This is a genomic window from Sagittula salina, assembly GCF_017813235.1.
In the GTDB taxonomy this organism is placed as follows: domain Bacteria; phylum Pseudomonadota; class Alphaproteobacteria; order Rhodobacterales; family Rhodobacteraceae; genus Sagittula; species Sagittula salina.
The window spans coordinates 121906-144203 of the sequence record NZ_JAGISH010000005.1 but is presented as its reverse complement, the minus strand read 5'-3'; the positions used below and the strand labels follow the sequence as shown (position 1 = coordinate 144203).

Annotated in this window: 20 protein-coding genes; 10 read left to right on the top strand and 10 right to left on the bottom strand. The window is 63.8% G+C overall.

What is annotated here, in order from left to right; genetic code table 11:
• Nucleotides 1-111 precede the first annotated feature (111 nt).
• On the bottom strand, nucleotides 112-735 hold the full coding sequence (locus J5474_RS10475) for a thiamine phosphate synthase (protein WP_209360859.1): 624 nt from the start codon (nucleotides 733-735) through the stop codon (nucleotides 112-114).
• A gap of 169 nt (nucleotides 736-904) precedes the next feature.
• Here J5474_RS10475 and J5474_RS10470 point away from each other — a divergent pair, with 169 nt between their 5' ends.
• Nucleotides 905-1654 carry an RNA methyltransferase gene (locus J5474_RS10470; protein ID WP_209360858.1) on the top strand — a complete coding sequence of 250 codons (750 nt, stop codon included), beginning with the start codon at nucleotides 905-907 and terminating at the stop codon, nucleotides 1652-1654.
• Nucleotides 1655-2090: 436 nt separating this feature from the next.
• Here the strand turns inward: J5474_RS10470 and J5474_RS10465 are convergent, their stop codons facing one another.
• Nucleotides 2091-2474, bottom strand: coding sequence for an SH3 domain-containing protein (locus tag J5474_RS10465; RefSeq protein ID WP_209360857.1), 384 nt, complete (start codon nucleotides 2472-2474; stop codon nucleotides 2091-2093).
• 280 nt (nucleotides 2475-2754) lie between these two features.
• On the opposite strand from J5474_RS10465, the gene ctaA reads away from it, so the two are divergent.
• Both ctaA and J5474_RS10455 read left to right on the top strand, forming a co-directional pair.
• Nucleotides 2755-3891, top strand: a complete 1137-nt coding sequence (gene ctaA / locus J5474_RS10460) for a heme A synthase (protein WP_209360856.1) — start codon at nucleotides 2755-2757, stop codon at nucleotides 3889-3891.
• Nucleotides 3892-3896: 5 nt separating this feature from the next.
• The gene (locus tag J5474_RS10455; RefSeq protein ID WP_209360855.1) at nucleotides 3897-5372 is read left to right on the top strand and encodes a carboxypeptidase M32; all 1476 of its coding nucleotides are present in this window, start codon (nucleotides 3897-3899) and stop codon (nucleotides 5370-5372) included.
• A gap of 115 nt (nucleotides 5373-5487) precedes the next feature.
• Here the strand turns inward: J5474_RS10455 and J5474_RS10450 are convergent, their stop codons facing one another.
• The 3 genes from J5474_RS10450 to gyrA all read right to left on the bottom strand — a co-directional run bounded on the left by J5474_RS10450 (nucleotide 5488) and on the right by gyrA (nucleotide 9909).
• Complete coding sequence (locus J5474_RS10450) at nucleotides 5488-5877, bottom strand: hypothetical protein (RefSeq protein WP_209360854.1); 390 nt, start codon at nucleotides 5875-5877, stop codon at nucleotides 5488-5490.
• 132 nt (nucleotides 5878-6009) lie between these two features.
• Entirely contained in the window at nucleotides 6010-6867 is an 858-nt protein-coding gene (locus J5474_RS10445; RefSeq protein WP_209360853.1) for a LysR family transcriptional regulator, read from the bottom strand.
• Between the two features lie 309 nt (nucleotides 6868-7176).
• Entirely contained in the window at nucleotides 7177-9909 is a 2733-nt protein-coding gene (gyrA, locus tag J5474_RS10440; RefSeq protein ID WP_209360852.1) for a DNA gyrase subunit A, read from the bottom strand.
• A 193-nt stretch (nucleotides 9910-10102) separates the two neighbouring features.
• On the opposite strand from gyrA, the gene J5474_RS10435 reads away from it, so the two are divergent.
• On the top strand, nucleotides 10103-10384 hold the full coding sequence (locus tag J5474_RS10435) for an usg protein (RefSeq protein ID WP_209360851.1): 282 nt from the start codon (nucleotides 10103-10105) through the stop codon (nucleotides 10382-10384).
• 119 nt (nucleotides 10385-10503) lie between these two features.
• Nucleotides 10504-10953 carry a hypothetical protein gene (locus tag J5474_RS10430; protein ID WP_209360850.1) on the top strand — a complete coding sequence of 150 codons (450 nt, stop codon included), beginning with the start codon at nucleotides 10504-10506 and terminating at the stop codon, nucleotides 10951-10953.
• Nucleotides 10954-11161: 208 nt separating this feature from the next.
• Here J5474_RS10430 and J5474_RS10425 read toward each other — a convergent pair whose 3' ends face one another.
• Together J5474_RS10425 and hemB are read right to left on the bottom strand one after the other, a co-directional pair.
• Nucleotides 11162-11716 (bottom strand): lipid-binding SYLF domain-containing protein, encoded by a 555-nt coding sequence (locus J5474_RS10425; RefSeq protein WP_209360849.1) that lies wholly within the window; start codon nucleotides 11714-11716, stop codon nucleotides 11162-11164.
• Nucleotides 11717-11928: 212 nt separating this feature from the next.
• Nucleotides 11929-12927: a porphobilinogen synthase gene (gene hemB / locus J5474_RS10420; RefSeq protein WP_209360848.1), complete on the bottom strand. Its 999-nt coding sequence runs from the start codon at nucleotides 12925-12927 to the stop codon at nucleotides 11929-11931.
• 121 nt (nucleotides 12928-13048) lie between these two features.
• Between hemB and J5474_RS10415 the strand changes: the two genes are divergently transcribed.
• Together J5474_RS10415 and mfd are read left to right on the top strand one after the other, a co-directional pair.
• Nucleotides 13049-13573, top strand: a complete 525-nt coding sequence (locus J5474_RS10415) for a component of SufBCD complex (protein ID WP_209360847.1) — start codon at nucleotides 13049-13051, stop codon at nucleotides 13571-13573.
• Nucleotides 13574-13624: 51 nt separating this feature from the next.
• Nucleotides 13625-17107 (top strand): transcription-repair coupling factor, encoded by a 3483-nt coding sequence (gene mfd / locus J5474_RS10410; protein WP_209360846.1) that lies wholly within the window; start codon nucleotides 13625-13627, stop codon nucleotides 17105-17107.
• A 108-nt stretch (nucleotides 17108-17215) separates the two neighbouring features.
• Here the strand turns inward: mfd and J5474_RS22770 are convergent, their stop codons facing one another.
• Nucleotides 17216-17452, bottom strand: coding sequence for a hypothetical protein (locus J5474_RS22770; RefSeq protein ID WP_245216385.1), 237 nt, complete (start codon nucleotides 17450-17452; stop codon nucleotides 17216-17218).
• Here J5474_RS22770 and J5474_RS23265 point away from each other — a divergent pair.
• Nucleotides 17417-17494 (top strand): excalibur calcium-binding domain-containing protein, encoded by a 78-nt coding sequence (locus J5474_RS23265; protein WP_425342884.1) that lies wholly within the window; start codon nucleotides 17417-17419, stop codon nucleotides 17492-17494. The genes J5474_RS22770 and J5474_RS23265 overlap by 36 nt on opposite strands.
• An 85-nt stretch (nucleotides 17495-17579) precedes the next feature.
• On the top strand, nucleotides 17580-18683 hold the full coding sequence (locus J5474_RS10400) for a sensor histidine kinase (RefSeq protein ID WP_209360844.1): 1104 nt from the start codon (nucleotides 17580-17582) through the stop codon (nucleotides 18681-18683).
• Between the two features lie 62 nt (nucleotides 18684-18745).
• Here J5474_RS10400 and gap read toward each other — a convergent pair whose 3' ends face one another.
• Entirely contained in the window at nucleotides 18746-19750 is a 1005-nt protein-coding gene (gap, locus tag J5474_RS10395) for a type I glyceraldehyde-3-phosphate dehydrogenase (RefSeq protein ID WP_209360843.1), read from the bottom strand.
• A 230-nt stretch (nucleotides 19751-19980) separates the two neighbouring features.
• On the opposite strand from gap, the gene J5474_RS10390 reads away from it, so the two are divergent.
• Nucleotides 19981-20955 carry a DUF808 domain-containing protein gene (locus J5474_RS10390; RefSeq protein WP_209360842.1) on the top strand — a complete coding sequence of 325 codons (975 nt, stop codon included), beginning with the start codon at nucleotides 19981-19983 and terminating at the stop codon, nucleotides 20953-20955.
• Between the two features lie 160 nt (nucleotides 20956-21115).
• On the opposite strand, the gene J5474_RS10385 is transcribed toward J5474_RS10390, so the two are convergent.
• Nucleotides 21116-21862, bottom strand: coding sequence for an invasion associated locus B family protein (locus J5474_RS10385; RefSeq protein ID WP_245216384.1), 747 nt, complete (start codon nucleotides 21860-21862; stop codon nucleotides 21116-21118).
• Nucleotides 21863-22298 lie beyond the last annotated feature (436 nt).

Below are 22298 nucleotides of genomic sequence, written 5' to 3'. Positions count from 1 at the left end.
CGGCACGAGGAGGGGTTTCCCTCCGTGCCGCGTCATGCCCTGAAATGCTTGAGTCCTGATGGGGGCACAACGCGGCTTGCGGCAGGCGCCGTCGAACTACAGTGCCGGCCTTCAGATCTGCATGGCGGCATGCAGGCGAAGAAGGGCCTCTGCGGGGTCGTCGGTGTTCCAGATCTCCTCGCCGATGGCAAAGAAGTCGGTGACCGGGGCGAGGCTCCGGATGGCGTCTTCGGTCAGGCCGCCTTCGGCGACAACGGGGACTTCGATCACCTCGGACCACCACTGAAACAGGTCGTGTTCCGCATGGGCGCCGTCACCCAGAGTGCCGCCGACCGGCCCGAAGGATACGTAATCGGCGCCGTGTTCACCCGCCGAAAGTCCGTCGTGCCGCGAAGCGCCGCAGTAGCTTCCGACGATCGCGTCAGGTCCCAGCGCCTTGCGCGCGGCACGGACCGAACGCGGGCCGTCCAGAAGGTGCACCCCGTCGAGGCCCAGACGTTCCGCGAGCACCACATGCGTGTCGATCACCAGCGCCACGTCGTGCTCGTGCGCCACCTCGCGCACGGCGTCCGCGGCACGCGTCAGGCGATCCTCGTCGCGGGTGGCAAGGGCCAGTCGCAGACAGGCGACATCGGTCTGCTGCATGACCTGAGAAAGCAGGCCGGGAAAGGTCGAAAGCTCGAACTCCGGCGGGGTGACGAGATAGATCTGAGGTGCCTCGGGCGTGTCGGTCATGTCGGTCCTCCTGACAGGTGGCTGTCTTAGCGGAGGGTTGCGGGTTTGACCATGGGGTGCGCACGTCCTGCGGTATCCTTGCAGACGGGTTATCTGGCCACGAAATGGCAAGGGGCTTGTTCCCCGGGCGCGGGGACGCTAGGCGGAAACCTTGTCGAAGGAGGGCCCCATGCCGACAGGAACACCGCAGCCGGCCATCGTGCTGGTGCGCCCGCAGATGGGCGAGAATATCGGCGCCGCCGCACGCGCCATGTGGAATTTCGGGCTGGACCGGATGCGCGTCGTCGGACCGCGCGACGGATGGCCAAACCCCAGGGCGGTGGCGATGGCCTCCGGCGCGGGGCGGCTTCTGGACGAGGCGGTTCATGTGGATACGCTGCCCCAGGCGCTGGCGGATTGCCATTTCGTGCTGGCGACCACGGCGCGGTCCCGCGATCTGACAAAGACGGTCTACGAGCCGCGCGAAGCCATGCAGGAAGCGGCCCGGCGTATCGCTGACGGCCAGAAGGTGGCCGTCATGTTCGGCCCCGAACGGGCCGGGCTGGAGAATGAGGACGTGGCGCAGGCCAATGCCATCGTCACTGTCCCGGTGAACCCGGAGTTCTACTCGCTCAATCTCGCGCAATGCGTCCTGCTGATGTCCTACGAATGGCAGCGCGCCAATGCCGAGGTCGCGCCGAAGGTCGATTCTCTGGCGGGGACCGAGTGGGCCGCAGGCCACGAGGTGGAGCATCTCGCCCGGCACTACGAGGAAAGGCTCGACGAGGCGGGCTTCTTCTTTCCCGACACAAAGGCCGAGGGCATGAAGCTCAACCTGCGCAACATGTGGTCCCGGATGCCGATGACACGCGCGGATGTTCAGATGCTGCACGGGATGATGCGCCAGATGGTGCGTTGGGCCTCCAACCGTCCCGACTAGGGGCGGGCAGAGAAAAAGGCCGACCGCGATCTGAAGCGCGGTCGGCCAGTGGGCCGGACCGCCCAGGGAGGGAGGCGATCCGAGAATGGGGCCGGGGATCGTCGCGCCCGAGCGCGGAGCGACCTCCGGCAGGCAGGGTGTCCGAACCTGCGACCGTGGACCCGCAGCCATGGAATCCGCCTGCTGCCTGGGTCCGGGACACATCCTGCCGTACCGGGTCGGGACAGAGCTTCGCGCGGTTGCCGTTTGTGCTCCCGGGGAGTGGAGCACCGGGTTGGCGCGGAACCGTGCCGGGCCCCGGTCGTATCTTCCAAGGCGAGAGCGAAACGCGCCCTGCGAAACGTCCACGACCCAATTTATTCCCGGATTGATTGTTCTGGAAGTCAGGAAACCCTTAGGTGGGGATTACCCGACCCAGGGCTTGAAACGCTGCGGATCAATAGCCGCGAAAGACCCCATTGAGGTACTGCGGCGCGATGGATCTGGGCGGCTTGTTCACGTGTTCGGGCCGGATCACGCGATAGACCGGGATCTGGGGGGCGGTGTTGCAGGGCGCGACGCTCAGGTAGTTCCCAGCGACCCAGTAATCCTTGCCGCCGCGCCGCACCATGGCCCAGCCGTTCGCGTAGCCCACGACATCCACCCGTGTGCAGGCGGAGAGCGTGGCGACGCGCGCATATTCCGTCCCCGGTCCACTCCGCAGGTTGAGTGCATTTGCGGCGACCCATGCCGTGTCCGCCGACGCGTTCTGCGCCGGCATCAGGAGCGGCGCGCAGAGTGCCACCCGGTTCAACAGTCGTACTGCCCAGCCCTTGCACATGGCTTCCTCCTTTCGGCTTGTTCCCCTGTCTTCAGGTAGGAACGTCCGGCTTCCGGGCCAGGTCAGGCATACCTGACCTGCTGCGATGCGGTGCCCCGGTCCGGAGCGTCACTCTGACCTGACCGGGAACCGCGCCGGCCGGCCCTGCGCCTGTCGTGGCGTCGCACCCGGTCGCCATCCGCTTGCAGCCGGGGCCGGGCGCACTATTGTGCGCCGCAACCACGCAGGGCGGCAGGACACGCCCCCCGCGCGGGCAGGCGCAGCGACGGGAGGCCAGCCTATGGCGGAAAAACGCAAGCTTTTTGAAGAGGTCGGCAGCGGCGCGCCGCGCCAGGTCCCGGCAGGCGGCATGATCGACGCAAAGGGGCGCGGTGCGCGCGGCGCGATCCGGGCGTGGCTGATGGTTCTCTTTGCGCTTGTCATGGCGATGATCGTGGTGGGCGGGCTCACCCGGCTGACCGATAGCGGCCTGTCGATCACAGAGTGGAAGCCGATCACCGGGGCGTTGCCGCCGATGGATCAGGCCGCCTGGGAGGAGGAATTCACCCTCTACCAGCAGATCCCGGAATACCAGTTGCAAAACAAGGGTATGACTCTGTCGGACTTCAAGGCGATCTACTGGTGGGAATGGGGGCACCGGCAGCTGGGACGGGTGATCGGCCTTGTCTGGGCGCTGGGGTTCTTTGGTTTCCTGCTGACACGCAAGATCCCGACGGGCTGGACCGGTCGACTGGCAACCCTTGGTGTTCTGGGCGGTGTCCAGGGTGCCGTGGGCTGGTGGATGGTGTCCTCCGGCCTCGGTGGAGAGATGCTCGACGTGGCGTCCTACCGGCTGGCCACGCACCTCGGTCTCGCCTTCGTCATCCTCGGCTTCATCGCGTGGTACAGCTACGCTCTGAAGCGGCCCGAGCGTGACTTGATGCAGGCGCGCCGCTCCGCGGAGCCAAAGCTGTTCCGGATGTCGACCGGGTTGGTGCACGCGGCCTTCCTGCAGATCATCCTCGGGGCGCTGGTGGCGGGGATCGACGCGGGACGCAATTATCCCAGCTGGCCGCTGATGGAAGGCGGGCTCTGGCCGTCAGCCATGTTCGACCTGGAACCGTTCTGGCGGAACTTCTTTGAAAATCCGGGACTGGTGCAGTTCATGCATCGCATGATGGGCTACCTTCTGTTCTCCTTTGGTGTGGTGGTCTGGATGCGCGGGCGGCGGTCGGCCAACCGCGATACGGCGTTCCGGTTCAACGCGGTCTTCGCCATGCTCGTGGTGCAGATGGTGCTGGGCATCGTCACCGTGCTCTATTCCGCGCAGGTCCACATCGCCATCACGCACCAGTTGGGAGCCGTCCTGCTCTGGGCACTGATCCTGCGCGCCCGTTTTGCTGCGCGTTATCCCATGCCGCAGTCCGTACGAGGGTAACCTGAATGACCGCTTACGAAGACCTCATGACTTTCACCCGTACCACGGAGGCGCTGGCGCAAGTGTCAGGCCGCCTTGGCTGGGATCAGGAAACCGTGATGCCGCGCGGTGCCGCCGAGCAGCGCAGCGAGGAGAACGCCGCCCTTGAGGGCGTGCTGCACCAGCGCCGCACCGATCCGCGCATCGCTGACTGGCTGGCCGCGATTGATGAAACATCACTGGACGAGGTTGGCCGCGCGCAGGTGCGGCTGATCCGGCGGGATCACGAACGTTCGATCCGGGTGCCGGAGGCGCTGGCCACCGCGATCGCCCGCACGGTCAGCAAGGGCCACCTGATCTGGGCCGAGGCAAGGGCGGACGACAACTTTGCCGCCTTCGCGCCGATCCTGACGGAGATCCTCGCGCTCCGGCGCGAGGAAGCGGCCGCGCTTGCGGCGGGGGGCGACCTGTACGACGCGCTGCTGGACACCTACGAACCCGGTGCAAAGGCCGCCGATCTCGATGCCATGTTCGGCGCGCTGCGGCCCCGGCTGGTTTCCCTGCGCGAGGCGGTGCTGTCGCGTCCCGAATTGCCGGGACTCGCCACCAGCTTTGACGAAAAAGGCCAGATGAAGCTGGCGCGGCTGCTGGCGCGGACATTCGGCTACGACTTCACCCGCGGGCGCGTGGACAAGGCGGTGCACCCGTTCAGCTCCGGGTCGGGCGACGACGTGCGGATCACAACGCGGACTGTACCGCTCGATCCGTTCAACTGCCTTTATTCCACGGTCCACGAGGTCGGCCACGGCTGCTACGAGCAGAATATCGACGCGGCCTATCGGCTGACGCCAGTCGGGCAGGGCGCGTCGATGGGCGTGCACGAGAGCCAAAGCCGGATCTACGAGAACCAGCTTGGTCGGTCGCGGGCTTTCACCGGATGGCTTTACGGCCAGATGCGTGACACCTTCGGGGATTTCGGCATACCCGACGAGGATACCTTTTACGGCGCGGTAAACCGGGTCAGAAACGGCTATATCCGGACCGAGGCGGATGAACTGCAGTACAATCTCCACGTACTTCTGCGCTTCGATCTGGAGCGCGGGCTGATCTCCGGCGATCTCGCCGTGGCGGATCTGGAAGCGGCGTGGAACGACCGTTTCGAAGCGGATTTCGGTTTTGCCGTCGACAAGCCGTCCAACGGTGTCTTGCAGGACGTGCACTGGTCGGCGGGGTTGTTTGGCTACTTTCCCACCTACAGCCTTGGAAACGTCTATGCGGGCTGCCTGAACAAGGCGTTGCGAGCGGCCGTGCCGGAGCTTGATTCCCAACTGGCGCAGGGCGACACCTCCGCCGCGACCGGCTGGCTGCGCGACACCCTGCAGCGTGACGGCGGTTTGCGCACCCCGCGGGAGATCATCACCCGCGCGGCAGGCCAGCCCCCGACGGAGGGCCCGCTGCTCGATTACCTCGAAGAAAAGTTTCGCGGCCTCTACGCGCTTTGACCGGCACCCCCCGCCCGTCAGGGCGGGTTGCGCTGCGCCTCCTGGTAACCCGCAAGAAAAAAAGCAGCCCCGAAGGGCTGCTCAGGCAGGGTAGAGTAAGCAAGTAATCGTTAACCTAGAGAGCAACATTCCAACCGCGGCGGAGCGGGATGAACCGACCGCCGCGACCTAGGAAAAGTGGCGCTGCGAGAGCGAAAACAAACGCCACGTTCGATACGGCATGGCTACCCAGCCGTTCGAGGCCCGGGAGCATGATCACCATCCCGGAGAAAAAGGGCAGTCCCCACTCAGCCACTGCCTGCGTGTGAATGACCCACGCCAGCCAGAGACCATTCACCATGATCATGGCCGCGGATGCGGTGCCGGTCATCCCGTTCCCCACGCCGCGTACCAAACCATGCGATGCCCCGCCGATCGTCTGTGCGTGTTCAGATGCTCCGGGTGCGTGACACATGCCCAGGATGACCTGCAAAACGCGCTGCGCGCCGAAAATTGAGGTCATCATGGTGCGAATTTTCTCGTTGGGTTCTGCCTCTAAGAGCAGAATGGTTCACGCAATGAGTGTTGGCAACGTGGCGCCGCTCAACATCAGGGTTGCACAATTGCGCCCCCCCCCCGAAGGGCGGCGTGTGGGTACCTACTCTGCTGCCTCGCGGCGTGACAAATAGCCCTGTTCATCCTCGAAGCAGCGCAGCACGAAATCCGCTGTGGCGCGGATCACCGGGTCGCTGCGGCGCGACTCGTGGTACAGCAACCAGAAGTCTGCAAGAAAAGGCTCTGCGTCGGGGTCCAGAACCACGAGATCCGGATCGCGGGAGCCAATGATGTCGGGTTGCGGACCCGCGATGCCCATGGACAGCATTACTGATCGCAGCGCGTCCACGCTGTCCATCCGCATCCGGGGCGGACGACCGAAAGTGTTGTACCCCATCCGCTGTACGGGATGATCCTCCAGCGCTTCGGTGAAGCCAGCCCAGCTTTCGGTGCAACGCACCCGCAACGGCCGGTAAAGCCGCATGGGAAGGGTCCCGATCTTGCGTGTGATGATGCGCCCCTGTGCAGGGCGATCAAGTTGCACCACCACGTCGTTGTCACCTAGCCCGTCCTTGTTCAGGCGGTCGTTGAACACGATGCTGATGCCATCGAGCATTTTGAAGTGCCGGTCCATCCCTGGAATGAGCATGTACCGCAGTACGAATGGGATACAGCCCAGCCGCACCGTAACGGGGGTGTTGTCGCCCCCGCCGCGCGAATGCATGGCAGTCCGAATTTGGCCGTCGAAGGTCTGTGCCACCTGGATCAGTGCTTCGACAGCCTTGGAGGGTTTCCAACCTTCCGGCGTTTTGACGAAGGCCGGTTCGCCCAGCGTTTCCGACAGGCGTTCGATCCTGCGCGACACGGTGGCCGTGTTGGTCCCCAGCATCTGCGCCGCCAGTTTCATGGTTCCTGTGCGTGACAGCGCCACCAGAAAGCGCAGATCATCCCAATTGTCCATTTTGCGGCCTCCTTTCGCGGTGCGCCTGATTCTAATGCGAATGAATGGAACCACTGGAGGCACGTAGATTAAATTCGCGCCGAAAAGGGCTTGTATCTCTAGTTTATCAATTAAAGGAAGAGTGAAGTCTATGCAATCACGCTATTGCAAAAACTTTCCTATCCAACCGGATAGGTGGCAACGTCAATTATATAGGACCTTTAGCCGATGACGTGCTTGCTTAAGTTGACGTAAGGCGCATCCTGAGGTTGAGCTCCGAAACGGCCCGGGCATGACCTGGGCCGTTCCTGGATTGATCGGGGCGGTCCATCACGTCTCTGGCGTGGGCTCTTCGTCCTCCGCCTGCTCCGCGATCCATGCCACGGAGACAACCGTTTCATCAGTTCCGGTGTTGAACACCTTCACACCGCCCGCACTGCGGGACCGGAAAGAGATTCCGTCCACGGGCACGCGAATCGACTGGCCCGTAGAAGTCGCCAGCATGATCTGATCGCCATCCTCCACCGGGAAGGATGCGACGATCTCGCCGCCGCGCATCGACTTTTCCCAGGCGGTCACACCCATGCCGCCACGTCCGCGCACCGGGTAGTCGTGGGAAGACGTAAGCTTGCCCAGCCCCTTTGCGGTGATGGTCAGAATGAGGTTCTCCACGGCCGACATTTCCGCGTAGCGTTCCTGCGGCAGCGGGGTGTCGGCATTGCCTTCCTCTTCGGCGCCCTCATCTTCCGTCACGCCAGCCATGAGCCGGCGCATCTTCAGATAGGAGGCGCGCTCGTCGGATTCCGCGTCGAAGTGGCGGATGATAGACATTGACACGACCTCGTCATCGCCCGACAGGCGAATGCCGCGCACGCCGGTGGAGGCACGCGAGTTGAAGACGCGCACCTCAGGCACCGGGAAGCGGATCGCCCGGCCCGAGTTGGTCACCAACATGATGTCGTCATCTTCGGAACAGATGCGCGCGTTGATCAGGCGCGTGTTCTCGTCCTCGCCCTCGAACTTCATCGCGATCTTGCCGTTGCGCATGACGTTTGTGAAATCCGACAGACGGTTGCGGCGCACCGAACCCTTGGAGGTGGCAAAGACGATCTGCAGGTCGTCCCAGTCGTCCTCGTCCCGGTCCACCGGCATGATCGCGGCGATGGAGACGCCCGCCGGGATCGGCAGGATATTGACGATGGCCTTGCCGCGCGCGGCCCGGCTGCCCAGCGGCAGACGCCATGTCTTCAGCTTGTAGGCCATGCCGTCGGTGGTGAAGAAAAGCAACTGTGTATGGGTATTGGCGACGAACAGCGTGGTCACCGCGTCGTCATCCTTGAGTCCGCCACCCGACAGGCCCTTGCCGCCACGCTTCTGCGCGCGGAAGTCGGCCAACGCGGTGCGCTTTATGTAGCCGCCGGCGGTGACGGTGACGACCATGTCTTCTTTTTCGATCAGGTCCTCGTCGTCCATGTCGCCCGCCCAGTCGACGATCTCCGTGCGGCGGGGGACGGCGAACTCATCGCGGATGCTGGTCATCTCTTCGCGGATGATGCCAAGGATGCGCTCGCGGCTGGACAGGATGTCGAGGTAGTCCTTGATCTTGGCGGCGAGATCTTCCAGCTCGTCGGTGACTTCCTTCACGCCGATCTGCGTGAGGCGCTGCAGGCGCAGGTCCAGGATGGCGCGTGCCTGCGTTTCCGACAGGTTGTAGGTGCCATCGTCGTTTGCCTTGTGCGTCGGGTCGTCGATCAGCGCAATGTAGGGCAGGATTTCCTGCGCCGGCCAGCGGCGTTCCATGAGGCGTTGGCGCGCCTCGGGTGCGTCGGCGGAGGACCGGATCGTCGCCACCACCTCGTCGACGTTGGACACCGCGACGGCCAGACCGCACAGGACGTGCGACCGTTCGCGCGCCTTGCGCAGAAGGTAGGCGGTGCGCCGGGCGATAACATCCTCTCGAAAATCGATGAAGGCCGACAGGAAGGCGCGCAGCGTCAGCTGCTCCGGACGCCCGCCGTTCAGCGCCAGCATGTTGCAGCCGAAGGAGGTCTGCATCGGCGTAAAGCGGTAGAGCTGGTTCAGCACCACCTCCGCGGTGGCGTCGCGTTTCAGTTCGATCACCACGCGCACGCCGTCACGGTCGGACTCGTCCTGAACGTGGGCGATACCCTCGATCTTCTTGTCGCGCGCGGCCTCGGCGATCCGTTCGATCATCGTGGCCTTGTTGACCTGATAGGGGATCTCGTCGATGACGATTGCGTAGCGATCCTTGCGCAGTTCCTCGACCCGCGTCTTTGCCCGGATGATGACGCTGCCGCGCCCTTCGGTGTAAGCCTTTCGTGCACCGGACCGACCGAGGATCACGCCCCCGGTCGGGAAGTCCGGCGCCGGGACGTAGTCGATCAGATCCTCGGATGAGAGATCGGGGTTCTCCATCAGGGCAAGCGTCGCGTCGATCACCTCGCCGAGGTTGTGCGGCGGGATGCGCGTTGCCATGCCGACGGCGATCCCTTCGGAGCCGTTCACCAGAACGTTGGGGTACCGCGCGGGCAGCACCGTCGGCTCGCGCTCCTTGCCGTCGTAGTTGTCCTGAAAGTCGACGGTTTCCTTGTCGATGTCGGTCAGCAGCGCCAATGCGGGCTTTGCCAGCCGCGCTTCTGTGTAGCGCATGGCCGCGGCAGAATCCCCGTCCATGGAGCCAAAGTTGCCCTGACCGTCGATCAGCGGCAACGACATGGAGAAGTCCTGCGCCATGCGCACCAGCGCATCATAGATCGCGGAGTCGCCATGCGGGTGGTAGTTACCCATGACCTCGCCGACGGACTTCGCCGATTTGCGATAGGTCTTGTCGGGCGTGTAGCCGCCCTCGTACATCGCATAAAGAATCCGCCGATGCACGGGTTTCAGGCCGTCGCGCAAATCCGGGATTGCCCGGCTCACGATCACGCTCATGGCGTAATCGAGATAGCTCGACTTCATCTCGTCTTCGATGGAGATCTGCGGACCCACAGGAGTGGGCCGCTTTTTCTCTTCGTTATCAGGTGTTTCGGGCGTATCGCTCACGTGAGATGCCTGTCCGTCATTCTGCCATATCTAGTTGTGCACTCTTATACCACCGGCAGGATATGGGGTGCAATGCCACCTGGGGTCCTGCTTTTGGCAGCCGAGGGTGTTCATGGCTAACATTCTGTTTTTATTGAAAAGTAACTGAAGTCTTGGCAGCATTCCCCTACATCGGAATTTTGAGGCTGATACCATGCAGAAATCAGAGACACCGACAGAGACAGAATTGATGCTGAAGGGCTACGGGCTGACCACCGCCGAGGTGTTCTACCGGATGCCGGATTACCGACATGTGCTGAACACCTTTGTCTGGCAGGACTACGACATAGCGCCGGACCATCCGAAACTGTTTTCCTTCATCGAGTTCTGGCAGGACAGCATAGAAGGACCGCTGCACTCGGTCCGGTTTACCCATAGGAAGATGATCTCGTCCGGGGAGTGGCGCAACGTGGTGGGGGAGTTCCGGTACCATTGAACGCCAGAATTGTGCCGGATGGCGATTATTCGCCCTATGGTTAAGTTATATGATGCGAGCCGCCCGTTTGACGTGTATTCTGTCACTGTTGCCAACGAGATTTTGGGAAGGAATTCACCATGCGCGTTCACACGGTTCTGCTCGCTTTTTCAGTGGGGCTTGTCCCCCTCAGTGCGGCTGCACAGTTGCGGGGACTGCCTACGGCGGATATCCGGATGCAGTTGCAGTCGGAAAGTACGGACATGATGCTCGCCGCGCTGGATAGCGCGCGGCGCGGTGTCCTCCGCCCGGCCGAGGGGCCAATCATTCGGCTCCCCTACATTTGCCCGCACGCCATGGGTGCCCTCGCTGCCATTGCCGCGGGGGCGGTCGATATGGATACCGGGGCCAAGCTTTTCTTTCAGGGTCTGGTGGACGATCAGGCGAACTTCATGCGGATGAAGATCGTCGGCGGTGCCATGGCTGACATGTCGCACACAGGGGCTGAGATCAACGTGAAGATGAGCGACAAGGTTGATGCAAGGCAACTGGCTTCGCTGATCGAGGCAGGGCGGGCGTTCCTGAAATAGGGCCGACTCAGCGGGGGCAGTGGAATGCCCTTGGGGGTGCAAAGCCGGGCGGCGCTGCGCCCGCCGCTCCTGCGGAGCGTCTCCCGCGCGGGTAATTGGCAACCCAAGGAGCCGGAAGCGCGCTTCCGGCTTCACATTGGTGAAAATACTCTCGGGGGGGCGTGTCGGTGCGGGGTTCGCAACAGACTGCCCCCCTGCAAAGCCTGCTTCAGGGTATGATGCGGGTGTATTTCACGCCTTCCAGCGTTGCGCCGACGCGCAGGCCTGACTGACCGAAGATCACCGCGATAACCGGCGCAAGCGAGGTCGTCGTTTCCGCGTTCAGGTTTTCACCCTGCGACGGCGTCGCGTAGAAGACGTTGGCCCCCGCCGCGTAGCCTGGCGAGCGGCGGAAGTTCTGCAGCGCCTCCGAAGTCATGAAGAACAGGACGTGGCTGTACTGCTGGGCGCCGATCTGCAATCCGCCGGAGGCCTTGACCATGGAGTAGTAATCCACCGTCGCCCCGCCCACACGCAACGCGCCGTTGCCCCCGCCGCCGCCGAAGCCCAGACCTACCTCCGTTACCAGGGGCATCACCAACATGCCGACGGACTTGTTCGCGAGGTCACGCGTGCCGGGGTAGTTGGAGAACAGGCTCCCAAGCGTCTGGTCCACCCTGGCGTCGATCGTCGCCGCGTTGGAAGAGCCCACACCATTGCTGCAGGCGGCCGTCAGGCCGGTGGCACCGAGCGCAACAAGCGCCTCGCGTCGGGAAAAAGTCATCTGTCCGCTCTTTCTGTCGATCTTGCTGGATATGATTGTCGTCCATGCCTCGCCCGGCTGTGCCGCCGGTTCGCCCGAGTTATACGCGCGCGCAGGGGCGTTGTCACGATTGTTTGATTGCCGATGGTGGCCGATGCGCGAGGAACCGCTAACGCTTGTGCGGCGCCCTTCCATCATACCTGCGTTAACCTTTCCGCGATCTTGCGCCGGCATTATCCATTGAGCAGCCTCGCGGCTGCGGGAGCGAAGTAGGTCAGCACACCGTCGCAACCCGCGCGCTTGAAGGCCATGAGGCTTTCCAGCATGACCTTCTCCCCGTCGACCCAGCCGCGTTCGCCGGCACCCGCGATCATCGCGTATTCACCCGATACCTGATAGGCGAAGGTCGGTGCGCCGAACATCGCCTTCGCACGGTGGCAGATATCGAGATAGGGCATGCCGGGTTTCACCATGACCATGTCGGCGCCTTCGGACAGGTCGCGGGCGATCAGCCGCATGGCCTCATCGGAATTGCCAGGGTCCTGCTGGTAGGTCTTCTTGTCGCCCTTCAGTGCGCCCGAAGCGCCCACCGCGTCGCGAAACGGGCCGTAGAAGCCGCTCGCGTACTTCGCCGCGTAGGACAACAGCAGCACATCCTGATGCCCCTCCGCTTCCAGCGCGTTGCGCAGCGCGCCGATACGGCCGTCCATCATGTCCGACGGGCCGATGATGTCGGCGCCGGCCTCCGCCTGGCTCAGCGTCTGCTTGACCAGCGCCTCCACCGTGCGGTCGTTGACGATCACGCCATCTTCGACGAACCCGTCGTGGCCGTTGATGTTGTAGGGGTCGAGCGCCACGTCCGTCATCACCGCCATTTCGGGCACGGCCGCCTTGATCGCCCGTGTGGCACGGTTCGAAAGGTTGTCGGGGTTCCAGGCCTCGGCGCAGTCCTCTGTCTTGAGCGAGGGATCAGTGTAGGGAAAGAGGCAGATCGACGGGATCCCCAATGCGTAGGCTTCGCGGGCTGCCTCCACCACCCTGTCCACGGACAACCTGTTCACCCCCGGCATGGAGGCGATGGGCTCCACCATGCCCTCGCCGTCGCGCACGAAGACCGGCCAGATGAAATCGGACGGCTGCAGCGTCGTTTCCGCCACCAGCGCGCGGATGGCTGGAGTGCGGCGCAGACGGCGCAGGCGCAGGGCGGGGTAGGGGGCAAGGCTGGGTTGCATGGGGGTACCTCTCGTCATGGCCTTTGGGTGACACGGAACGCGGCCGCTGCTCAAGGGCCATTGCACACCCTGCGCCCCCTGCGTCATAAGCGCGGGACGAGAACAAGAAAAGAGCGGGCCCTTGACCTGGTACGGCATTGTCTTCGAAGTCATCGACATGCGATCCTTCTCGAACCTGTGGTTCTGGATCGTTCTGGCGGTCTTCTGGTCCTCCACCTCACACTGGGTGCTGGGTGCGCCGTTCGACATGGTGGCCCGCGCGCGGCGCAAGGGCGGCGAGGCGGCGCAGGACCTCGAAGACCTGATGCGCATCAATACCAACCGCTTTCTCTACATCGTCGATGAATCCGGTCTGATCCTCGCTGCGCTGATCCCCGCTCTGCTGGTCTGCATCGCGCTGCTGGGTTTCGTCTACTGGATCGAGCTGGCGCAGGCGATCTTTCTGTTGCTGGCGCCCATGACGCTGGTCGGGGTGCTTTCCCTCTATACCGCTCGGTGCATCCGCGCGGGGGAGAATCACGGCGCCGCGTTGTGGCGGCGGATGCGCCTGCACCGCGTGGGGACGCAGATGATCGGCATCCTGTCGATCTTCGTCACCGCGCTCTGGGGCATGTACATCAACCTCACCCACGCGTCGCTCATGTAGGCGGGACGCGCGCGCTTGACGCCGCTGCGTCCACGGGCCATTTGAGCGGTCATGTCAGACAGGCTCATCATCGGCGGCGCCCCCGAAGGCTTCGACGCCCGGCTCATCCTTCGCGAGGTCGAAAAGGCCTCCGGCCCCGTCCTGCACATCGCGCGCGATGACAAGCGGCTGGCTGCGCTGCGCGAGGCGTTGGCCTTCTTCGCTCCGGACATGCCGGTAGTGGTCTTCCCCGCCTGGGACTGCGTGCCCTATGACCGGGTGTCGCCCAATGCCGATATCTCGGCCGCGCGGATGGCGACCTTGGCCGGACTGGTGCACGGGATGCCGGCGCGGTACGTCCTGTTGACCACGCTTGGGGCCGCGATGCAGCGGATCCCGCCTAGGCAGACGTTGCGTCAGGCAGCATTCTCCGCCCGCGTCGGTGATCGCGTGGACGAGGAGGCCCTGCGTGCCTTCCTGGTGCGGATGGGGTTCAGTCAGGCCCCCACAGTGACCGAGCCGGGCGATTACGCGATCAGGGGCGGCATCATCGACATCTACCCGCCCAACACCGGGCAGGGCGAGGGCGGGCCGGTGCGGCTGGATTTCTTCGGGGATACGTTGGACGGCGCACGCCGCTTTGACCCGGTGACCCAGCGCACGACGGAAAAGCTGGACTTGGTCGACCTTGCGCCGGTGTCCGAGGTCATTCTCGACGAGTCCGCCATCCTGCGCTTCCGCCAGAATTACCGTATCGAGTTCGGCGCCGCAGGCACCGACGACCCGCTGTACGAGGCGGTCAGCGCGGGCCGCAAGCACGCCGGGATCGAGCATTGGCTGCCCTTCTTCCACGAAACGCTGGAGACGCTGTTCGACTACCTGCCCGGCGCGCCGGTGCTGATGGACGACCAGCTGACGCCGCAGCGCCTTTCGCGCTGGGAGCAGATCGAGGACCAGTACGGCACCCGCAAACATGCATTGTCGCAAAAGAAAACCATGGGCAGCACGGTCTACAAACCGATCCCGCCGGGATTGCTGTATCTGGATGACGCGACGTGGGAGACAGCCGTGGCGTCCCGTCGCCGCGTACAGTTCCACCCGCTTCCACAGGCCTCCGGCCCCGGAGTGGTGGACGCGGGCGGGCGCATCGGGCGCAGCTTCGCCCCCGAGCGACAGCAGGAATCCATTAGCCTTTTCGGGTCTTTGGCGGATCACGTTAAGAAAAAGCTGGAAGTTGGCCCCGTGGTCATTGCCTCCTACTCGGAAGGCGCACGGGAACGCCTGACAGGGCTGATCGAGGACGAGGGCCTCGCGGAGGCCATCCCGATCCGCGATGCCACCCGTATCGGCAAACGCGGTCTGCATCTCGCGGTCTGGTCGCTCGATGCGGGGTTCGAGGCGCCCTGGGAGGGCAAGGCGCACCTGACCGTGATTTCCGAGCAGGACGTGCTGGGCGACCGGCTTATCCGCAAACCGGCAAAGCGGCGCAAGGCGGAGAATTTCCTGACCGAGCACCAGTCGCTGTCTCCGGGCGACCTCGTGGTGCATGTCGACCATGGCATCGGCCGTTTCCTTGGGATGGAGGTCATCACCGCCGCCGGGTCGCCGCATGAATGCCTGACGCTGCTCTACGCCGAGGATGCGAAGCTCTACCTGCCGGTGGAGAACATCGAACTCCTGTCGAAATACGGCCACGAGGAAGGGCTGCTCGACAAACTCGGCGGTGGCGCGTGGCAGGCGAAGAAGGCAAAGCTCAAGGAACGCATCCGCGAGATGGCGGACCGCCTGATCCGCATCGCCGCCGAACGCGCGCTGCGCAAGGCCCCGGTGATGGACCCGCCTCCGGGCAGCTACGAAAGCTTCGCCGCGCGGTTCCCCTACACGGAAACCGACGACCAGCAGCACGCGATCAACGACGTGATGGACGACCTGCATTCCGGTCAGCCGATGGACCGGCTGATCTGCGGCGACGTCGGCTTTGGCAAGACCGAGGTCGCCATGCGCGCCGCCTTTGTCGCGGCCATGTCCGGCCAGCAGGTCGCGGTCGTCGCGCCGACGACGCTGCTGGCGCGGCAGCATCACAACTCGTTTGCCGAACGCTTCCGGGGCTTCCCGCTGAACGTGGCGCCCCTCAGCCGTTTTGTTCCCGCGAAACAGGCCGCCGCCACGCGCGACGGGCTGGCCAAGGGCACCGTGGATATCGTTGTTGGGACCCATGCGCTGCTGGCAAAGAACATCCGCTTCCAGAACCTCGGCCTGCTGGTCATCGACGAAGAGCAACGCTTTGGCGTGCAGCACAAGGAGCGGTTGAAACAGTTGCGCTCCGACATCCACGTCCTGACGTTGACCGCGACGCCGATTCCGCGGACGCTGCAATTGTCGCTGACCGGCGTGCGCGACCTGTCGATCATCGGGACGCCCCCGGTGGACCGCCTGTCGATCCGCACCTACGTGTCGGAGTTCGATCCGGTCACGATCCGCGAGGCGCTGCTGCGTGAACACTATCGCGGCGGCCAGTCCTTCTACGTGGTGCCGAAGATCGCCGACCTGCCGGAGATCGAGGAATTCATGAAGGAACAGATGCCGGAATGCTCCTACGTGGTGGCCCATGGCCAGATGGCGGCGGGCGACCTCGACGAGCGAATGAACGCCTTTTACGACGGCAAGTATGATGTGCTTCTGGCGACGACCATCGTGGAATCCGGCCTCGACATTCCGACTGCCAACACGATGGTGGTGCACCGCGCCGACCAGTTCGGGCTGAGCCAGCTCTACCAGATCCGTGGCCGCGTGGGCCGATCGAAGACCCGCGCCTATTGCTACCTCACCACGCAGCCGCGCCAGAAACTGACCACCACGGCAGAGAAACGCCTGCGTGTCCTGGGCGCCATCGATACGTTGGGCGCGGGGTTCGCGCTGGCTTCTCAGGATCTCGACATTCGCGGCGCGGGCAACCTGCTGGGCGAAGAGCAGTCCGGCCAGATGCGCGACGTGGGCTACGAGTTGTACCAGCAGATGCTCGAAGAGGCGATCAGCAAGATCAAGGCTGGCGAACTCGACATGCCCGACGAGGACGGTCAGTGGGCACCTCAGATCAACCTCGGTGTTCCGGTGTTGATCCCCGAAGACTACGTTCCCGACCTCGACGTGCGCCTCGGGCTGTATCGTCGCCTGTCCGGCCTGACAACGAAGGTGGAACTCGAAGGGTTCGCGGCCGAGTTGATCGACCGCTTCGGCAAGCTGCCGCGCGAGGTGAACACGCTGCTGCTGGTGGTCCGGATCAAGGCGATGTGCAAGCGCGCAGGCATCGCCAAGCTCGATGCCGGGCCGAAGGGCGCCACGATCCAGTTTCACAACGACAAGTTTGCCTCTCCCGAGGGGTTGGTCAAATTCATCGGCGCGGAAAAGGGCATGGCGAAGATCAAGGACAACAAGATCGTGGTCCGCCGCGATTGGTCTTCGGACAAGGAAAAGATCCAGGGCGCCTTTGCCATAGCACGAGACCTGGCGGAGCACGCGGGCGCTATTCGCCGGAAGGACCCGGCAAAGGCCTGAGGCAGAGAGGAGAGGCCCGGCGAGCGTCGGTTCCTGAAGGGGCGCGCGAATTTTCCATGCCTCCGCTGCTCTGGATGTGTTAAGCTAATTTAATATTTTCTTAATGCGTCATTCGACACGCGGTTTACGCCAATGCGCCTTGTTTTTCTGCTGTACCTCTTCCTCGCCACGGCTTCGGCCCAAGCCGATCCGCTCACTGTGCCGGATCTTCGCGAACGGATGGAAGGTTGGCACACGGTGCAGGCCTTTGACTGCCGGGACGTGAGTTGCAGGCGACTGCGGTCTTGTGAAGAAGCCTGTTTCAAACTGATTCAGTGTGGCCAGAGCAAACGCGATGGCGACCACGACGGCATTCCTTGCGAAAACCTCTGCCGCTCGCGCTGTTGACAGCCGATATTGACTGGTCTTGCGCCCATTCACCTCTCTCTAACGTCTTGCGGCGATAGTCGCCGGAGTGTGTGATGGAGGCTGTATGCTCGAGCTCGAAAAAGCGCTCCTGGATCAACTTGATCATATGGTCTTTGTTGTCGAGCCCGATGGCGACGGAGTGCCGCGCTACGCGCATGTCAACCGCCTCGCTCTGCAGTCTCTCGGGGTGAACCTGCCCGACATTCTGGGGAAGACCGCGCTTGACCTTTACCCGGGCGCGGTCGGGGTCACGGCCTACGGCCTCCACGTGGAGGTACTGCAAAGCGGCGAAGCGCGGCGCTACGAGGTCTTCCATCCGTTGCGTGGGCAAACCACGCTGGTACCGCAGAAGAACGCGGAGGGGCGGGTGGTGCGGTTGGTCGGCTCCAGCCGACCACGCTCCGTGCCCTCGCTGGTGGGGGACCCGGTGGCTGAGGCGGAGGATCGCAACCGAGAACTCCAGGCTTTCGTACATCTTGCGGCGCATGATCTTCGGACGCCCATGCGGCAGGTCGGCTCGTTGGCGGAATTGCTGCGGGAGGGGACGGAGGATCCCGAACTGATCGAACTGATCGACATGCTGCATGAGGTTTCCGACAGCGCGCTGTCCCTGATCGGCGATGTGCTGACCCATGCCGACACCACCGGCACGGTGGAGCAGGTCACGGCGTTCACGCTGGATGCGCTGGTGGAACCGGTCGTTGCCATGCTCGATCCCCCCCGCCGGATCCGCCTTCAGGTACAACCCGCGGCGCTGGAGATGGACAGCGCGGGGCTTTTGGTGGTGATCCGCAATCTCTTTGATAACGCGGTGAAATACGCATGGGCGGATGAGACGGGGCAGGGTGCGGCCGCGACGCATGGTTCGGCATCGGACGCGGAGCCGCACCTGCGCATCAGTGTCACGGAAGGCGGCGCCAACCTTCTGGTCTTCACGGTGGAGGACAACGGCTGCGGCCTTCTCCCCGAACGTCTTGCCCTGTTCAACGGAGACGCCCGCTCGGAGAAGGGACGCTTTGGCATCATGGCAATCCGGTCGCTGCTGGGCCAGCGCGGCGGATGGCTCCGGGCGGAGAATGCGGAGGCCGGTGGCGCCCGCATCCACTTCGCGCTGCCGGGGGCATTCTCCTGCGCATCGCAGGCCGGTCGGCGACGCATCCTCTTTTGACCCCCGCAAATGCAAACGGCCCTCGCAAGGCAGGGGCCGTCCGTTGCGTTATTGCAGGACGTTCAGTGCAGAAGGCGGCCCATGGCGCCCGCCACATCTGCCATCCGCGCGGAAAATCCCCATTCGTTGTCGTACCACGCCATGACACGCACCATACGCTTGCCCACCACCTTTGTCTGGTCGGGCGCGAAGATCGAGGAGTATGTCGTATGGTTGAAGTCGATCGACACCTTCGGTTCCGGGTCATAGGCCAGCACCGCGCCCATGCGGCCCGCTGCGGCTTCTGCCACCACGTCGTTTACGTCCTGCAATGTCACGTCCTTTGACGCGTAGAAGGTCAGATCGACCGCGGAAACATTCGGGGTCGGCACCCGCACGGCCGATCCGTCCAGCTTGCCTTTCATGTTCGGCAGCACCTCACCCAGAGCCTTTGCCGCGCCCGTCGAAGTCGGGATCATCGCCATGGCCGCGGCTCTGGCGCGGTACAGGTCCTTGTGACGCCTGTCGAGCGTCGGCTGGTCGCCGGTGTAGCTGTGAATCGTCGTCATTATACCGCTCTCGATTCCAATGGCCTCGTCCAGCACTTTTGCCAGCGGAGCAAGGCAGTTCGTGGTGCATGATCCATTGGAGATCATCACATCGCCCTTCACCAGATCGCGATGGTTGACGCCATAGACTACGGTGCGTTGCACGTTCCTCGCCGGCGCCGAGATCAGCACGGATTTCGCACCGCGCGTCAGGTGCGTGTTTGCGGTCTGACCGTCGTTAAACTGCCCCGTACACTCCAGCACCACGTCACAGCCGCCCCAGTCCAGCGCGTCGAGGTCGTAGGAGGACATCACGTCGATCGGGCCGCGGCCGAGGTCGATGGCGTTCTCCCGCACCGCGACCTGGCCCGGGAACCGACCGTGCACGCTGTCGTAGCGCAGCAGATGGGCATGGGTCTCCAGCGGACCGGGGGCATTGATCTTCACCACCTGCACGTCGTTGCGCGCGGATTCGGCGATATGCGCGAGGGTGCAGCGGCCGATACGGCCAAAGCCGTTGATGCCAACGGTCACGGTCATGTCCAGGTCTCCTGCGTCATCCTGTCTGGCCGCCGGTATACGGAGGCATTCCAGGCGCGGGAACCCTGAAAAGTCAGCATCGTCAATATGTTAGCGATAAACCTGGACGGTTGCGCTAACGCTGCCCATCGGTTTGCGTTAACATCCGTCACTGCCCGGCGCGCTGCGTGGGGTTGCTCCGTGGAGGTGGCCCGCTACCTTGCCATGAAACAAGCCTCAGGAGACAGAACATGAGCGGACTTCTCGCGCTTCTCGACGATGTTGCGGGCATCGCCAAGGTGGCAGCGGCCTCGGTGGACGATATCAGTACGGCGGCGCTGAAAGCCGGGTCGAAGACGGCAGGCGTGGTGATCGACGACACGGCGGTGACGCCGAAATACGTAGCTGGGCTGAAGCCGGCGCGCGAACTGCCGATCATCTGGCGCATCGCGCGCGGGTCCGTGATCAACAAGCTCGTCTTCCTGCTGCCGGCCGTTCTGCTCATGGCGGCCTTTGCCCCATGGCTGGTCTGGCCGTTGCTGATCCTTGGCGGCTGCTACCTGTCCTTCGAAGGGGCAGAGAAGGTCGTGCACGCCATCATGCCGCACGACGAACACACTGGTGGGCCCGACGGCAGCCACGACGTGCAAGACCCCTCCCGTCTCGAAGAGACCAAGGTCAAAGGCGCTATCAAGACCGATTTCATCCTTTCGGCCGAGATCATGGTGATCCTGTTATCGAACATCGGCCACCTGCCGACCTTCTGGCACAAGGCGGCAGCGCTGGCGTTGGCCGGGATTGTCATTACCGCGGTCGTCTACGGTGCCGTGGCAATCATCGTCAAGATGGACGACATTGGCCTCTGGTTGTCCAAGAACGCCAACCTCGGGATCACCCGCGCCTTCGGTCGCGGGCTGGTGAAGGGTATGCCTTGGCTGCTCTGGGCGCTGACCGTCATCGGCACGGCGGCGATGATCTGGGTCGGTGGCGCTATCATCGTGCATTCGCTGGCGGAAATGGGTTGGCACACGCCGGAGCATTTCATCGAACATTGGGCGCATGTGATTGCGGGCGAGAACCCGACGCTGCTCTGGCTGGCGACGGCGGCGATGGACTTCGTGCTGGGGTTTGTCGTGGGGCTGGTGCTGATCCCCATCGCGACAAAGATCATCATGCCGCTCTGGGGTGCGGTCTTTGGTTCGAAGGACGAGGTGCAGGCCCACTGATCCCCGCGTTTTCGCGATCCGGAACATCGGAGACATGAAAAAGGGCGCGCCGGTCATGGCGCGCCCTTCGTGTGTTTCGAAATGCCCGTCCCTATGGACGCATTGAGCCCGTCCCTACGGACGCGTTGAGCCTGTCCCTACGGACGTATTGACCCCGTCCTTACGGACGGATGGTGGAAGCGGCGTCGTAGGCGGCGGTGAAGCCCGACAGCGACATGTCCAGGCTCACCACGCGGTCGGGGGCGACCATGGGGACCAGAGACACGGTTGCCTTCGCGCCTTTCTTGAACTGCGCGATATCGTCGGCCGAAAACGCCACGCGGGCAAAGCAGCCGATGCTGGTGCAGAAGTTGAAGTCGTACTGCCGCACCTGACCGCCGTCGACGGACACCGAAAGCTTCTTGGTCAGCAGCGTCTGGAGCGGCACGATGAAGGTGCCGCCGGCCGGGGCGGGCTTGCCGCCTTCAAGCTTGGCGATGGTGACTTCGGCCACGTTGTTGCCGTCGCCGTCCTTCAGAAGCTGGAACATCTGACAGACATCGTCCGACTCGGGCGCGCCTTCCGGCATCTTCAGGCACTGCATCTGCCAGTCGTTGTGGGTTTCCTTGATGTAGAGCTGCGGACCCTGCTGCTGCTGGGCGGTCTCGTTGGTGGCGGCCGTCTGACCCGCGTCGAGGTTACCGTCTACGGGCGTCGACGGCGCCTCTTCGGTTTGGGTCTCGCTCGTGGCCGGGTCGCTGGCCGGGTCGCTGGCCGGGGTGGTGGTCGTGTCTGTAGACGCGCCTTCAGCGGGAACCGCCTCGGCGGCGGTCGCTTCGGAAGGGGCGGCGGTGTCGCTGGTCTGTGCCAGGGCGGGCGCCGCCGAAAGCGCCGCGATCAGGGACAGGAGAAGGCCTGAGTTTTTCATGGGAGTCCTCTGGAAATCGATCGTTGCTGACAGCGTCGTTAACATGGGGTTTGGAGAGTGTCAGGGCGAAAAACGGACCGTGACCGACGCAATGAGCGGTTTGCCGCGCTTGTCCAAACCGCCTGTCAGCCGGGGGAACAGGGGACGGCGCGCTGTTTTGAGCCGTCTCCGGCCATCCGGAACAATCGCAGGGGATCGCTATCGAGGGCCAAAAAGGAAAGGGGCCAGTTGGCCCCTTTCCATTTCGCTCCCTGTCGGACCGGCCGACTTTGTCATTGAGCAGGACGCTACGCAAAGCTTGGCCTTCGGTCAACAGGGTTTTCGCAGGAAAATCGGGTGTTTCTGTGGAATACGCCTGCGGTTGCACCGGTCTGCCCGGAACGGGACGGGAACTGCTGCGGCGGCGTCTTGCGCTGTGCCCCTTGGCCGGCCAGGA